Here is a 13010-nt window from a genome sequence, read left to right as displayed (position 1 = left end):
CGGGCGTTCCGGTGTGCGTGCCGCCCTACCGCGCGGCGCCCGGGACAGTCCCGGTCACCGCCCGGCACGAGCACCTGGGTCACCGTCGAGCGTGACCGGGCCGGTCACACCGTCAGGCGTTGACGGCGCGGTCACACCGTCAGGCGTGCACGGCCCGGTCACATCGTCAGGCGTGGACGGCGCGGTCCAAAAGCGGCCGGTGGCGGATCATCCAGTCGGCGGCCCTGGCGCGCCAGGCGAGCGCCCACAGGGGTGCCGGGTCGGCCGAGTCCGGGGTGATCCGGGCACGGGCCGCCTCGGCGGCGCAGTCCCGGATCGCGAACTCGATCATCCGGGCGACCAGCCCGTCCCGATCGGCCGCCGGCAGCCCGTACCCGTCGAGGAACGCCCTGAGCCGCCGGGCGCGGACCTCCGCGCCAGGCAGCCCGACACGCTCGGCGACGTCGTCACCATGGAGCTGGGCGTGCCACCAGGCGGTGCTCGCGACCTCGTCGAGCCGGTCGACCGGACCGGCGAGGGTCCAGTCGATGAACCCCACCGGGCGCCCGTCACGGACGACCGTGTGCCAGGGCCCCGCGTCGCAGTGCCCGATCACCGACTCGCCGCCCTCGCGGTGCGTCCACCAGGGCTGCCACAGCGCGTCCGGCGGCGGCCGGAACCCTGCGGTGGCGGTGTGCAGGTCGCGGAGCAGCGCGCCGGCCTGCCCGACGATCTCCTCGGACGAGGGCTCCGGGTGGACGACGGCGCCCTCGATGTAGGTCAGGACCTCGTTGCCGTCGGCGTCGAGGCCGTCGCCGACCACCCGCGGGGCGCCGGTGAACCCGGCGTCCTCGAGGTGGCGCAGCAGTGCGTGGACGGTGCCGGTCCAGGGCCCGGCGGGACGCCTGACGGTCCGGCCGGAGCGGGTGACATGACTTGGTCCGCCTTCGGCCGCCGTCAGCGGTTCGAAGGATGATGCGGATTCCACGAGTTTCTCCTCGTATCGGCTTGGCAGTCGATGGCACGGTGCCGAGGGACGGCACCGGCGACGCGCGGCGCGGAGGATTCCGCGTCCGGGCGTGACGCTACGAAGCGAGGAGTCGCGTGTCGGACCTGCCGACCGGGCGAGAAGGCGCCAGGTGCGGAGAAGAACCGGCGAGAGAAAACCGGGTCAGGTCGCGGCGAGCCCACGCGTCGTAGCGGAGACGGCTACCTCAGTTCGGACCATGCATGCCATGTGGACCTCCTAGACCGATGCGGGCAGGCTAACCGGCCGCCTCGGCCCCCGGCAACCGAATTCCCGCCTGGCCATGACCGCGCTCGCGCCCCGCCCCATCACGCCGACCGGTGCCGCGTCGGTGGTCCTCGGCGGCGTGATCGGACCGGTTCGGGACCCTACCGCCGGGTTTCACCGGCGCGTGTTCGTCTCCTCACCCATAGTGGACGGAACCATCCTGGCGAGGAGGAAAGCGTGCGCCGATTACCCGCCTTACGAGTGATGTCCCGCCTGCTTCGTCCCCCCTCCCTCCGGCGTTCCGCGGCGGGAGCGCACCCGCCGGACTACGACGCGTTCATCTCCTACAGCCACGCGCTGGACGGAAAGATCGCGCAGGTCCTCCAGCGCGAGGTGGAGCGGTTCGCCCGCCCCTGGACCCGGGTGCGGGTACTGCGGATCTTCCGGGACACGACCAGCCTGTCCGCGGACCCGGGGCTGTGGTCGGCCATCGAGCAGGCGCTGGGGCGCTCGCGGTGGCTCCTGCTGATGGCCTCCCCCCACGCCGCCCGGTCCCCTTGGGTCCACAGGGAGCTGACGTGGTGGCTCGCCAACCGCTCCGCCGCCCGGATCATCCTGCTGGTCACCGACGGGGAGATCGCCTGGGACGACCGGACGGGCGACGTCGACTGGCCGGCGAGCACAGCGGTCCCGCCGGCCCTGCGCGGGGCGTTCGCCGAGCAGCCCCGGTGGGTGGACCTGCGCTGGCTGCGGGACGCCGAGCAGGTCGACCGGACCAACCCGCGCCTGGCGGACGGCATCGCCGACGTCGCCGCCGCCGTGCGCGGCCTGCCGAAGGACACCCTGGTCGGCGAGCACATCCGCGAGGAGCGCACGGTCAAGCGGGTGCGGCGGGCGGTCACCGCGGCGCTGGCCGTCCTGCTGTTCGTCGCGGTCCTGCAGACGCGGGAGGCGCTCGACCAGGCGCGCACCGCCACCGGGCGGGGGATGGCGGCCACGGCGGTCGCCGCGCTCTCCACCCGCGCCGACCAGGGCCAGTTGCTGGCCACCGAGGCGTTCCGGATGGACCGCAGCCCGCAGACCCGCTCGGCGCTGTTCCAGGCGGTCGCCGCCGACCCGTACCTGGTGGCCCAGACGCCGACGGGCGGGCGGGTGACCGCGCTGGCCGGCTCGGCGGACGGGCGCGTCGCGGTCGCGGGCACCACCGGGGGGCGCCTGATCCGCTGGGACGTGTCCGGGCGGACCACCACCACCGTCACCGCGGGGAACCGGCCGATCACGTCGGTGGCGGTCAGCGCGGACGGCGGGCGGGTCGTCGCGGCGGACGGCGGCGCCGTGGTGCTGTGGGACGCGGGCCGGGCTCCCCGCCGGATCCCCCTGGCGGGTCCGGACCTCGTCGCGGTCTCGCCGTCGGGACGGCTGGCCGCCGCCGGGGCGACCGGCCGCGCGGGGTTCACCCTGCTGGACGGGCGGTCCGGCGCGGTGCTGCGCCATGGCTGGACCGGCCTCGACCTGAGCGTGATCGGGCTGCCGGACGACGCGACGGTCACGCTGGCGAGCGCGACGGGCAGGTGGCGGTGGCTGTCGGCGGAGACTCTGGCGATCACCGGCGGGAGCGACGAGTTCCGCACCCCTGCCGGTGGCTACGTCTTCGGCTTCGCTCCGGGCATGGAGTACGCCGGTTTCATGAAATATCGCAGCGTGACGGTGTGGCCGATGCGGAGACCCACAGCCGCCGGTTCCGATGGCACGTTGTCGGCGACCCTCCCGGTGACGCAGCCGGAGCTCCTGGCGGTCAGCCGGGACGGGACGCGGGCGGCCGCGTCCGGCGGCGACGTCCTCTACGTCGACGACCTGAGCACGGAGGCCGGCTCCGTCCCGCAGCCGAGGCGGCTGTCGGGCCACGGGCGCGTCGGGGCGCTCACCTTCCTCGGCGCCGGCGACCGGATCGTGGCGGCGGCCGACGGGATGCTCGCGATGTGGGACCTCACCCGGCCGTCGGCGCTGGCCCGCCCGCCCTTCGTCGACATGCCGGAGGTCTCCCAGGCCGGTCCGCCGCCGAACATCGCCGTCACGCGCGACGGGACGCGGGTCGCGGTGATCAGCGACGGCGGCTTCACCACCCCCGGCGTGCCCGCCGGCTCGGTCGTGCACGACCTGCGCGGCCCGGTGCCGAAGATCACGCGGCTCGCCTCCACCTACACCTACGAGCTGCCCATCTGGAGCGCCGACGGCTCCCGCCTGCTGGTGACCGGCCCTGGAGGCGCCACCGATGTGGTCGAGGAGGGGCGGACGGTGCAGCGCTGGCCGGGGCTGAACACCCGCCCGGTCGTCGCGGGCCGGGTGTCCCGCGACGGGAGCCGGGTCGCCTTCGTGGACGACCATGCCGGGGTGCTGGTGCGGAGCATGGCCGACGGGCGCGTGCTGCGCACGGTTCCCGGCACGACCTCACCGCTCACCACCCCGGGGTCGCAGACGAACGGCGTGGCGGCGGTGAGCGAGGACCTGGGCACCGTCGCGTACGCGCGGTTCGACGAGCGGTGGGAGGGCCCGGTGACGGTCGCCGACGTCGCCACCGGCCGGACGCGCCCGGTGCCGGGCTCCCCCGCCATGGCCGTCTCGTTCAGCGGCGACCGGCTGCTGGTCCAGCGCAGGGACGGCACGCTGGAGACCTGGGACACCGCGGGGCCCACCATGATCCACGCGTCCGCCGGGGACACCGGGTACTCCCGCGCGCTGGCCGCCCTGCCCGCCCTCGGCCTGGTCGCGCGGCTCCGCGACAACGGGACGGTGACCGTCGCCGACCTGGATTCGGGGGACGAGCTCGGGTCGTTCGCGCTGCCGCCGATGACGCGGGGCTCGGTCCCGTCCCCGTGGTTCGCGACCGTCCTGATCGGCGCCGGGGACGCCGGTGAGCTGGTGTCCGCCACCTCGGGCGGGCCATTGGTGCGCTGGCGGATGACCGAGGACGCCTGGCTGGACACGGCCTGCGCCACGGCGGGCCGGGACTTGACGCCCGGGGAGTGGCGGGCGGCCGCCGGCACCGATCCCCCGGACGACCTGACCTGCGCGCGTGAGCCCTGACGCGCAGCGCACCGGACGGCCCTGACCGGCGTTCACGCGGCGGCCCCCGCGTGGGCGCCGAGCCGCTCACGGGCGATCGGGACCTGCGGGAACACCGAAACCCCGGTTCGGGTGCGTGAGAAAGTGCGCTCACCGGGCACAGATCCCACCGCCGGTCATGGTCCGGTGACGGTGACCGGCGGCCACGGCCGAGCGGCGCGCGGCGGTCCGTCCAGGCCCGCCCTCTTCCGTGAGGCCGGCACGAAGGGCTTCCGCGAGGCCCGGACGAGAGGATGGAAATGACCGGAACCCCGTTCACTCCGGCGGTGACCGCCGAGTACACGATCACCTATGTCCTGGACGCCCCACGCGATCTGGTGTTCGCCGCCTGGACCGACCCCGCGCGCTTCGCGCACTGGTTCGGCCCCCACGGGTACACCACGCCGATGCGGGGGATCTCGATGGACCTGCGGCCGGGCGGCGTGTGGCGCGCGCTCGTGGTCGACCGCGACGGCGCCGAACAGCTCCTGGACGGCGTCTACCGCGAGGTGGACGCCCCCGCGCGGCTGGTCTTCACCACCGGCGACCCGGGCAACACCACCGGCGACCTCGCCTCGGTGGTGACCCTCACCCTGACCGACGTCGGCGGCAAGACCGAGATGCGGTTCCACCAGGCCGGATACAACACCGACGAGGCCCATGCGCGCGGCTCCAGGGCCGGCTGGTTGGAGTTCTTCGACCGGCTGGCCGAACACCTCGCGCGCGATCCCGCGACCGGCTGAGGGGCGTACGGCGCCGCCCGCCGGTCTGTGTGGCGGGTTCCCGCGACGCATGGGTGCGTACGGCGCCGCCCGGCCGCCCGTGGTGGGATCCTGTGACGCATAGTGGAAAATGCCGGAGCGGGCCGGTCCCCATGACGGCGCCCGGCCGACCTCACCGAATCACGGAGGCTCCTGGTGTTCGAGCGCTTCACCGATTCCGCCCGCCGCGCCGTGGTCGCCGCCCAGGAAGAGGCCAGGCGGCTCAACCACGACTACATCGGCACCGAGCACGTGCTCCTCGGGTTGCTCGGCGAGGGGAAGGGGCTCGCGGCGACCGTGCTGAAAAGCCTCGGGCTCACCCTCGAAAGCGTCAGGTCCAACGTCGAGGAGCTCGTCGGGCCCGGCGAGACCACGCCGGGCGCCCACATCCCGTTCACCTCACGGGCCAAGAAGGTCCTCGAACTGTCGCTGCGCGAGGCTCTGCAACTGCATCACAACTACATCAGCACCGAGCACATCCTGCTCGGGCTGATCCGCGAGGGGGAGGGCGTCGCGGTGCGGGTGCTGCGGCTGCACGAGGTCGACATGCAGCGGGTGCGCGAGCAGCTCGTCGAGGGCGCCGAGGGCCGCAGGATCCGCCGCCTCGGCAACCCGGGCGAGGACACCACCATGCTGGTCGCCTCAGGGGCGGCCTCCTTCGGGGCCCGCCTCGACCGCCTCCAGGAGAGCATCGACCGGATCGAACGCCGGCTGGACGCCCTCGGCGTACCGCTCGCCGCCGACCCCGCCGACATCACCCCCGGCCCGGGCGCGGCCCACACCGGTACGACCCATCCGGGCCCGGCCGCCGGCACCACGCCCGATCCGGGCACGGCCGATCCAGGCGACGTCGCCCCCGGCGCGGCCGATTCCCGCTGAGCGCTCGGCGATGATCCAGGCCGCCGCGATCCGGGGTCCCCGAGCGTCCCCGGATCGCGGCGGTCAGGCTCGGGGGGCCGCCATCGTGCCGGCCGCCATCCTGGCCTCCAGCACGCCGGGGTCCTCGGTGTAGGAGGGCGCCGCGCCGAGCGACAGCAGCAGGCGGCGCATGCGCACGTTGTCCGAGAGCAGGCTGACCCGGACCTCGGCGAAGCCCAGGTCGCGGGCCTCCTGCAGCAGCATGCGGGCCAGCGCGCCGCCGAGGCCGCGCCCCTGCCACCGGTCCTCGACCAGGAACGCCATCTCGGCGGTGCCTGGGTCCGGTGTGAAGATCAGGCTGGCGAGCCCCACGACCTGGCCGTCGTACCCGGCGACCAGGGAGTGCCCCCGGTCGCGGTCGCACAGCCGTTCGAACATGCGCGGCGGCAGGGCCGGCATCGAGGTGAAGTAGCGGAACCTGCGGGAGTCGGGCGAGCACCGGTCGTGCAGGTCGCGCACGGCCTCGCGGTACAGCGAGGTGAGCGGGCGCACCTGCACCTCGACCCCGTCGCTGAGCACCACGGGGCGCTCTGCCGCGGTGGCCTCGGCCGGCGGCTGGGCGAGGCGGACGAGCGCCGCCGCCCTGGCCGCCTCGGTCATGGTGAACGGCAGGCCCATCCGGCGGAGCCGTACGGCGCGGCGCGGCGCGACCGGGACGGTGAGCAGCGTCGGGTCGGGCAGCTCGGCCGCGGACTCGCCGCCGTTCCCGTACACCCAGCGGGCGTCGTCGGCGCGCAGCAGATCACCGAGCGCCTCAGGCAGCCGCCAGGGCGTTGCGCGCAGCCGGGCGGCGAGCAGCAGGACGCGGGTGGGCTCGTCGGTCAGCTCGTGGGCGGTGGCGGCCACGACCTGCACGCGCCGGCCGCCGGCCAGCTCGAGGGCCTCGCGCACGCTCTCGGCGGAGGCCGGGATGTCGGCGACGAACTCGTCCACGGTGCCGTCGGTGTCGGGCTGGACGCTGAGGCCGAGGATGTTGCCCCCCTTGGCCGCGAGCGCGGCGGTGAGGGAGGCGAGGCGGCCCGGACGCTCGTCGACGGTGGTACGAATCCGCATAAATCCCATCGAAACCCCCTGGTGTCTGGTCACCAGAATGCCGCCGGACTGTTACGAATCTGCTACATAGACGTGAGCCCAGGGTTTCGTTTGCCGGGCCTTTACGATCAATGCCCGATTTCCTGGGATATGTCGTACATTGTCGCTTCTTTCCGTTGTCGGCTGCGGGGCGCCGGAGGATATAGCAGGATGTGGCGGTGACCGATCTGCTCTTCCACGGCGGCCCCGTCTTCACCGCCGCCTCCCCATATCCCGGCTTCTCCGGCCCCCCGGTCTTCGCCGAGGCCGTGCTGGTCCGCGAGGGGCGCGTCGCCGCCGTCGGCGCCGAGGCCGACGTCCTGCGGCAGGCCCGCCCCCGCACCGAGACGGTGGACCTGCGCGGGCGGCTGCTCACGCCCGCCTTCACCGACGCCCACGTCCACCCGGTGCAGGCCGGGCTGGAGCGCGCGAAATGCGAGCTGTCGGAGGTCTTCGGCCTGCCGGCCTACGTCCAGAAGATCGCGGAGTACGCCGGGGCGTTCCCCGGCAAGCCCTGGGTCGACGGCGGCGGCTGGGACATGGCCGCCTTCCCCGGGGGGCTCCCGCACCGCTCCCAGATCGACTTCGTGGACCGGCCGGTCTACCTGATCCAGCGCGACCACCACGCCGCCTGGGTGAACACCCGGGCGCTGGAGATCGCCGGGATCACCGCCGAGACGCCCGACCCCGCCGACGGCCGCATCGAGCGCGACGCCGACGGCACCCCGAGCGGCGTCCTGCACGAGGGCGCCATGGACCTGGTCGGCCTGCTCACCCCCCGCCCGACCGCAGGCGACCTGGACGCCGCGCTGATGGACGCCCAGGAGCACCTGTTCTCCCTCGGCATCACCGGCTGGCAGGACGCCATCGTCGGCTCCTACGCGGGCTCCGACGACAACTTCCCCGCCTACCTCTCCGCGGCGGGGTCGGGGCGGCTGAAGGCACGGGTCGTCGGCGCCCTGTGGTGGGACCGCAACCGCGGCGCCGACCAGATCGAGGAACTCGAAGCGCGCCGCGCCCAGGCCGGCGGGTCGTTCTCCGCCGGCTCGGTGAAGATCATGCAGGACGGCATCGCGGAGAACTTCACCGCCGCCGTCATTGAGCCGTACTGCAACTGCGGTCCCGACCAGCGCGGGCTGTCGTACGTGGAACCGGGCGCGCTGAAAGGGTACGTCGCCGAACTGGACCGGCGGGGCTTCCAGGTGCACTTCCACGCCATCGGCGAGCGCGCCGTGCGCGAGTCCCTGGACGCGCTGGAGGGCACCTCGCCCGGCAACCGGCACCACATCGCCCACCTGCAGATCGTCGAGCCGTCGGACGTGCCGCGCTTCGGCCGGCTCGGCGTCACCGCCAACCTGCAGCCGCTGTGGGCGACGCACCACCTGCAGATGGACGAGCTGTGCATCCCCTTCCTCGGCGAGGAGCGCTCGTCGTGGCAGTACCCGTTCGCCGGCCTGGTGCGCACCGGCGCCCGGCTGTGCGCGGGCAGCGACTGGCCGGTGTCGTCGGCCGACCCGTTGCAGGGCATGCACGTCGCGGTGAACCGCACCGAACCCGGCGGATCGGTGCACGCGGGGTACCCGACGGCCCAGACGCCGTTCCTGCCCGGCCAGAGCCTCGACCTCGCCACGGCCATGACCGCCTACACCGCCGGTTCCGCCTGGATCGACCACGACGACGAGGCCGGCGTCATCGCCGTGGGCAACCGCGCCGACCTGGTGGTCCTCGACCGGGACCCGTACGCGCTGCCGCCGCGTGACATCTGGACCACGGGGGTGGCCCTGACCTTCGCCGCCGGTGAGGCCGTCTACGAGCGCCCGTCGTCCTGACCGCCGGCACGGCGCGCGTGACCGCTGCCGGGTGGCGCGGCGCGCGTGGCCGCTACCGGTGGCGCGGGCGCCGTGCGGGCCGGGACGGGCGTGCGGCCTCGAACGCGACAAGGCCCCCGCGACCGTGCGCGAGGGCCTTGTCGTACGTCTCTACCGGCAGGGGCCCCTACCAGGGCGAACGGTTGTTGCGAAGCCGCTCCAAGGCCTCGGCGAGGATCGCGGCGCCGTCGGTGTCGCTGCGCCGCTCCTTCACGTAGGCCAGGTGCGTCTTGTACGGCTCGTTGCGCGGAGGCGCGGGCGGGGCCGACTCGTCCTGACCGGCGGGAAGGCCGCATCGAGGGCAGTCCCAGTACTCCGGGACGGCCGCGTCGCTGGCGAAGCTCGGACGCGTCTCGTGCATGTTGGCGCACCAGAACGAGACCCGTACCCGAGGCGCCGACTCGCCACGCTCGGCCTCCCCCATCGGGCCGGCGCCGACACGGCTACCACGGATGGCGTTGCCACTACCCACGGATGAACTCCTCGCTTGATCGCCCCGCCGGGCGGGGAAAGAATCTTTGGTCAGGCGTTGCCCGGAAGGACCACTACCCCCGGTAGGGTCGCCAAGCCGGTGGGGCCGTTACGCCGGCTTGAGAAGCAGTCCGAGCGCGATGATGCAGACGAACCAGATCGTGCCGGTGATGACCGTCAGCCTGTCGAGGTTCCGCTCCACGACCGAGGACCCGCCGAACGACGACGTGAACCCGCCGCCGAAGAGATCCGAGAGGCCGCCACCCTTGCCCTTGTGGAGCAACACGAGCAGCACCATGAGGGCGCTCGACAGGATGAGGGCGATGGAGATTCCGATAGTCACCGTTGACCTGTTCTCTGTGACGCGCGCCGAGGCGCGACCTGACCTGCCCGGCGACCGCCGGGGTGACGATTCAAAGTTTCTCTTTGAGGGTACGTCGTGATGTCAACTCGTACCTCCCAAACAGCTCAGCTAGCCCGACATTTCGCCAAAACGGCAGATCTTAACGAACTCGACCGGGTCGAGACTCGCTCCACCCACCAGGGCTCCGTCGACATCGGGCTGAGCCATGATGCCGGCGATGTTGTCACCCTTGACCGACCCACCGTAAAGGATACGGACGGCACCGGCCACTTCCTCGTCGTACAGCTCGGCGAGTCGCACGCGGATCGCGCCGCACACCTCCTGCGCGTCGTCGGGCGTCGCCACCTCTCCGGTGCCGATCGCCCACACCGGCTCGTAGGCCACGACGATCGACTTCGCCTGCTCGGTCTTCACACCGTTCAGCGCCGCGTCGAGCTGCGCTACGGCGTGCGCGACGTGACCCTCGGCCCGGCGGACCTCGAGCCCCTCGCCCACGCACAGGATCGGCGTGAGCGAGTGACGGTAGGCCGCCTGCACCTTGGCGCCGACGAGCTGGTCGTCCTCGGCGTGGTGCTGGCGCCGCTCGGAGTGCCCCGCCAGGACGAACGTGCAGCCCAGCTTGGCGAGCATCACGCCGGAGACCTCACCGGTGTACGCGCCGGCGTCGTGCGTCGACAGGTCCTGCGCGCCGTACTCGATGCGCAGCTTGTCGCCGTCCACCAGGGTCTGCACGCTGCGCAGATCGACGAACGGCGGCAGCACCGCCACCTCGGCACGGTCGAGGTCCTTGTCGGTCAGCGTGAACGCCAGCTTCTGGGTGAGCGCGATGGCCTCGAGGTGGTTGAGGTTCATCTTCCAGTTGCCGGCCACGAGCGGCTTACGGGCTCTGCTCATTGATCGCTCAATCCTCCAGCGCGGCGAGTCCGGGGAGGGTCTTGCCCTCAAGGTATTCGAGGCTGGCGCCCCCACCGGTGGAGATGTGGGAGAAACCGTCCTCGGGGAGACCGAGCTTGCGCACGGCGGCCGCCGAGTCGCCGCCGCCGACGACGGTGAACGCGCCGGACGCGATCAGCGCCTCGGCCACCGCGCGGGTGCCGCCGGCGAACGCGTCGAACTCGAACACGCCCATCGGGCCGTTCCAGAAGACGGTCGCGGCGTCGGCCAGCTTGCCCGCGAACAGCTCGCGGGTCTTCGGGCCGATGTCCAGGCCCTCGCGGTCGGCGGGGATCGCCGTCGCCTCGACCACCTCGTGCTCGGCGTCCTCGGCGAACCCGGTCGCCGCCAGCACGTCGACCGGGAGCACCAGATCGACGCCGCGCTTGGCGGCCTCGTCGATGAAGCCGCGCACCTGGTCGAGCTGGTCCGCCTGCAGCAGGGAGTTGCCGACCTCGTGGCCCTGGGCCTTGAGGAAGGTGTACGCCATGCCGCCGCCGACGATCAGGCGGTCGACCTTGCCGAGCAGGTTGGCGATCACGCCGAGCTTGTCGGAGACCTTCGCCCCGCCGAGCACGACGACGTACGGCCGGGCGGGGTCCTCGGTGAGCTTCCGCAGCACCTCGACCTCGGTCACGACCAGGCCGCCCGCGGCGTGCGGGAGGAGCCTCGGCACGTCGTAGACGCTGGCGTGCTTGCGGTGCACCGCGCCGAACCCGTCGCCCACGTACAGCTCGGCGAGATCGGCCAGCCGGGCGGCGAAGGCGCCGCGCGCCTCACCGTCCTTGGACTCCTCACCGGGCTCGAAGCGGAGGTTCTCCAGGAGGGCGACCTCGCCGTCCTCCAGGCCCTCGGCGACCTCGCGCGCGGAGTCGCCCACGACGTCGGAGGCGAACGCGACCGGGCGGCCGAGCAGCTCGCCCAGCCGGGCGGCCACCGGCGCCAGGGAGAACTCCGGCGCCACCTTGCCCTTGGGGCGGCCGAGGTGGGCGCAGACGATCACCCGCGCGCCGCGTTCGGCGAGCGTGGTGATCGTCGGGACCGAGGCGCGGATGCGCCCGTCGTCGGTGATGGCGTCCCCGTCGAGGGGGACGTTGAGGTCGGCGCGCACGAGCACGCGCCGGCCCTTGACGTCGAGGGAGTCGATGGTCCGCATCAGAGCCGCGAGCCCACCAGCTCGATGAGGTCACCGAGGCGGTTGGAGTAGCCCCACTCGTTGTCGTACCAGCCGACGACCTTCACCTGGTTGCCGATGACCTTGGTCAGGCCGGCGTCGAAGATGCAGGAGGAGGGGTCGGTGACGATGTCGGAGGACACGATCTCGTCCTCGGTGTAGGACAGGATGCCGCGCAGCGCGCCCTCGGAGGCGGCCTTGAGTGCGGCGTTGACCTCCTCGACCGTGGTCTCGCGCTTGAGCTCGACGGTCAGGTCGGTCGCGGAGCCGGTGGGGATCGGCACGCGCAGGGCGAAGCCGTCGAGCTTGCCCTTGAGCTCGGGGAGCACGAGGCCGATCGCCTTGGCGGCGCCGGTGGAGGTCGGCACGATGTTCAGCGCGGCGGCGCGGGCGCGGCGGAGGTCCTTGTGGGGGCCGTCCTGGAGGTTCTGGTCCGCGGTGTAGGCGTGGATCGTGGTCATCAGGCCCTTCTCGATGCCGAAGGTGTCGTGGATGACCTTCGCCATGGGGGCCAGGCAGTTGGTGGTGCAGGAGGCGTTGGAAATGATCGTGTGCGCCGACGCGTCGTACTTGTCGTCGTTGACGCCCATGACGATGGTGATGTCCTCGCCCTTCGCGGGGGCGGAGATGATCACCTTCTTGGCGCCGTTGTCGGCGTGGGCGCGCGCCTTGGCGGCGTCGGTGAACAGGCCGGTGGACTCCACGACGACGTCGACGCCCAGGTCGCCCCAGGGCAGCTTGCCCGGGTCGCGCTCGGCGAACACCTTGATCGCCTTGCCGTCGACGGTGATGTCGTCGGCGGAGCTCTTGACCTCGTAGGGCAGGCGGCCCAGGATGCTGTCGTACTTGAGCAGGTGGGCAAGGGTGGCGTTGTCGGTCAGGTCGTTGACGGCGACGACCTCGATGTCCTTACCGCTGGCCGCTACGGCTCGCCAGAAATTGCGGCCGATACGGCCGAAGCCGTTGATGCCTACGCGGATGCTCACGGAAACAAATCTCCTCGAACTTCGTGCGCCGGCTCGCGCCGGCGTCGTGGCGGGCTGAAACCTCAGACAACCCTACCGGGTCACAATTGGTGTAGACCACGTGGCTCTCCCCTTCCCGCCCCCCAAGCCCCGCCCCCGCCGTCCTCCCA

10 protein-coding genes and 1 pseudogene are annotated in these 13010 nt (G+C 72.8%); 4 read left to right on the top strand and 7 right to left on the bottom strand.

The annotated features are described in order from the left end of the window. Positions 1–166: 166 nt before the first annotated feature. Positions 167–967: an aminoglycoside phosphotransferase family protein gene (locus NYZ98_RS17230; RefSeq protein ID WP_262843809.1), complete on the bottom strand. Its 801-nt coding sequence runs from the start codon at positions 965–967 to the stop codon at positions 167–169. 483 nt (positions 968–1450) lie between these two features. Between NYZ98_RS17230 and NYZ98_RS17225 the strand changes: the two genes are divergently transcribed. From NYZ98_RS17225 to NYZ98_RS41705, 3 genes and pseudogenes are all read left to right on the top strand, one after another. Continuing rightward, complete coding sequence (locus NYZ98_RS17225; protein WP_262843808.1) at positions 1451–4297, top strand: TIR domain-containing protein; 2847 nt, start codon at positions 1451–1453, stop codon at positions 4295–4297. 278 nt (positions 4298–4575) lie between these two features. After that, positions 4576–5058 (top strand): SRPBCC family protein, encoded by a 483-nt coding sequence (locus NYZ98_RS17220; protein WP_262843807.1) that lies wholly within the window; start codon positions 4576–4578, stop codon positions 5056–5058. Positions 5059–5232: 174 nt separating this feature from the next. Then, positions 5233–5697: pseudogene (locus tag NYZ98_RS41705) on the top strand (Clp protease N-terminal domain-containing protein); the annotation flags it as partial. Positions 5698–6018: 321 nt separating this feature from the next. On the opposite strand, the gene NYZ98_RS17210 reads toward NYZ98_RS41705, so the two are convergent. Beyond that, entirely contained in the window at positions 6019–7047 is a 1029-nt protein-coding gene (locus tag NYZ98_RS17210) for a GNAT family N-acetyltransferase (protein WP_262843806.1), read from the bottom strand. A 197-nt stretch (positions 7048–7244) separates the two neighbouring features. Between NYZ98_RS17210 and NYZ98_RS17205 the strand changes: the two genes are divergently transcribed. Next, positions 7245–8894: an amidohydrolase gene (locus NYZ98_RS17205; RefSeq protein WP_262843805.1), complete on the top strand. Its 1650-nt coding sequence runs from the start codon at positions 7245–7247 to the stop codon at positions 8892–8894. A gap of 166 nt (positions 8895–9060) precedes the next feature. Here the strand turns inward: NYZ98_RS17205 and NYZ98_RS17200 are convergent, their stop codons facing one another. The 5 genes from NYZ98_RS17200 to gap all read right to left on the bottom strand — a co-directional run bounded on the left by NYZ98_RS17200 (position 9061) and on the right by gap (position 12861). Then, a complete protein-coding gene (locus tag NYZ98_RS17200; protein WP_262843804.1) occupies positions 9061–9405 on the bottom strand; it encodes an RNA polymerase-binding protein RbpA in 345 nt (114 codons plus the stop codon). Positions 9406–9513: 108 nt separating this feature from the next. Then, on the bottom strand, positions 9514–9747 hold the full coding sequence (gene secG / locus NYZ98_RS17195) for a preprotein translocase subunit SecG (RefSeq protein WP_262843803.1): 234 nt from the start codon (positions 9745–9747) through the stop codon (positions 9514–9516). Positions 9748–9876: 129 nt separating this feature from the next. Beyond that, positions 9877–10662, bottom strand: a complete 786-nt coding sequence (gene tpiA / locus NYZ98_RS17190) for a triose-phosphate isomerase (protein WP_262843802.1) — start codon at positions 10660–10662, stop codon at positions 9877–9879. A 7-nt stretch (positions 10663–10669) separates the two neighbouring features. Continuing rightward, entirely contained in the window at positions 10670–11857 is a 1188-nt protein-coding gene (locus tag NYZ98_RS17185; protein WP_262843801.1) for a phosphoglycerate kinase, read from the bottom strand. Then, positions 11857–12861 carry a type I glyceraldehyde-3-phosphate dehydrogenase gene (gene gap, locus NYZ98_RS17180; protein ID WP_262843800.1) on the bottom strand — a complete coding sequence of 335 codons (1005 nt, stop codon included), beginning with the start codon at positions 12859–12861 and terminating at the stop codon, positions 11857–11859. Before gap ends, NYZ98_RS17185 begins: the two co-directional genes overlap by 1 nt. Positions 12862–13010: the final 149 nt, after the last annotated feature.

The sequence above is a fragment of the Sphaerisporangium corydalis genome, assembly GCF_025506355.1.
In the GTDB taxonomy this organism is placed as follows: domain Bacteria; phylum Actinomycetota; class Actinomycetes; order Streptosporangiales; family Streptosporangiaceae; genus Sphaerisporangium; species Sphaerisporangium corydalis.
This window is presented reverse-complemented; position numbering and strand designations above follow the sequence as displayed.